We start from the raw sequence: 1,564 nt of genomic DNA, 5'->3' as shown, positions 1-1,564 counted from the left end.
CGAATAAAGAAAAGGAATTGCCAGTGACAAAGTGTACCCATAAATCATTTAATTTTCCAGGTGTAAAAAAGCGTACTGTTGAAGTAAATTTCCAGGGCGGAAATATCACTTCGGATGGTGGTGTTATGTTATTGCGGCAGGTGGATAAACGCATTGGACTGAGCAAAGCTGTTGCTCAAGCGCTGGAAGATATTCGTCGGCAGGGAAGTTGCAAGCATGATAGTTTGGCTCTATTGCGCCAACGGGTTTATGCATTGGCATGTGGTTATGAAGACCTCAATGATCATCAGCAATTACGCCATGATTTGGCGATTCAATCAGCTGTTGAACGCGAAGAGGTATTGGCAAGCAGTTCCACCTTATGTCGCTGGGAGAATCAGGCGAATCGACAAACGGCCTGTCATATTCATCAAGTGATAATAGAACGGTTTGTGGCTTCATTCAAACAAGCGCCCAAAGAACTGATGCTAGATTTTGATGCCACTGATGATGCGGTTCATGGCAAACAGGAAGGTCGTTTCTTTCATGGCTATTATGGCCATTACTGCTTTTTGCCGCTGTATGTGTTCTGCCAGGATCAACTGCTGGTAAGCTACCTGCGGCCAAGCAATATCGATGGGGCAAAACATGCCTGGGCTATCCTATCATTGCTGGTAAAGCGGTTCAGGCAAAGCTGGCCTGAAGTTCGTATCATTTTTCGCGGTGACAGTGGTTTTTGCCGCCGCAGAATGCTGGCATGGTGTGAACGGCATGATGTGGATTACATCGTGGGTATCGCCCAAAACAAGCGACTGAATGAGATCACTGCGCAGTGGCAGCAAGCAGCAGAAAAGCAGTATGCCGTATCCGGTGAGAAAGTACGCTGGTTTGGCGAATTTCACTATGCTGCCAAGAGTTGGAAGCGGCTACGGCGCATCATTGTTAAAATCGAGCATACTGACAAAGGCAGCAATCCGCGTTATGTGCTCACCAATCTGACCGGCAAACCGCAGTTCCTCTATGATAAGCTTTTATTCTCCACGCGGTGAAATGGAAAACCGTATCAAGGAACAACAACTTGATCTGTTTGCAGATCGCACCAGTTGCCAGCGATGGTGGTCAAATCAATTTCGTCTACTCCTCTCCTCGCTGGCATACATCCTGCTGGAAACCATCCGGCGTCTTGCCCTGCAAGGTACAGAATTGGCTCAAGCCTATGTGAGCACATTGCGCCTTAAACTGATCAAAATTGGTGCCGTTATTCTACGCAATACCCGCCGTATTCGCTTTTTACTTGCAAGTAGATCCCCTTATCAGAAACTATTCTTCCAAGCCGCAGCTAGATTGACTTCTGGATAACTCATTTCCAGGATTAGAGCCGCCATTTACCGCATAAAATAGCTATGGGGTGAATGTGCTACGCCTGTCAACAGATAAAAACCTCTTTTCTGTCATAATTTCTCCCAAAATACATAGAAAAGCACATCCATAACAATAAATTCTGAATAGAAACTCGATTTATCCCCCTTGAAAAATGAATCTCTGGCAAATTCGCTCTTATTTTTGATGCTCGTGCAATATCCAG

1 pseudogene is annotated in these 1,564 nt (G+C 45.6%); it reads left to right on the top strand.

Annotated elements, in window-relative coordinates:
* Positions 1-23 precede the first annotated feature (23 nt).
* Positions 24-1,338: pseudogene (locus tag BM021_RS14950) on the top strand (IS1380 family transposase).
* Positions 1,339-1,564 lie beyond the last annotated feature (226 nt).

The sequence above is a fragment of the Nitrosomonas sp. Nm166 genome (assembly GCF_900112825.1).
Lineage (GTDB): Bacteria > Pseudomonadota > Gammaproteobacteria > Burkholderiales > Nitrosomonadaceae > Nitrosomonas.
The sequence above is the reverse complement of the archived record's forward strand: the minus strand, read 5'-3'. Positions and strand labels throughout refer to the sequence as shown.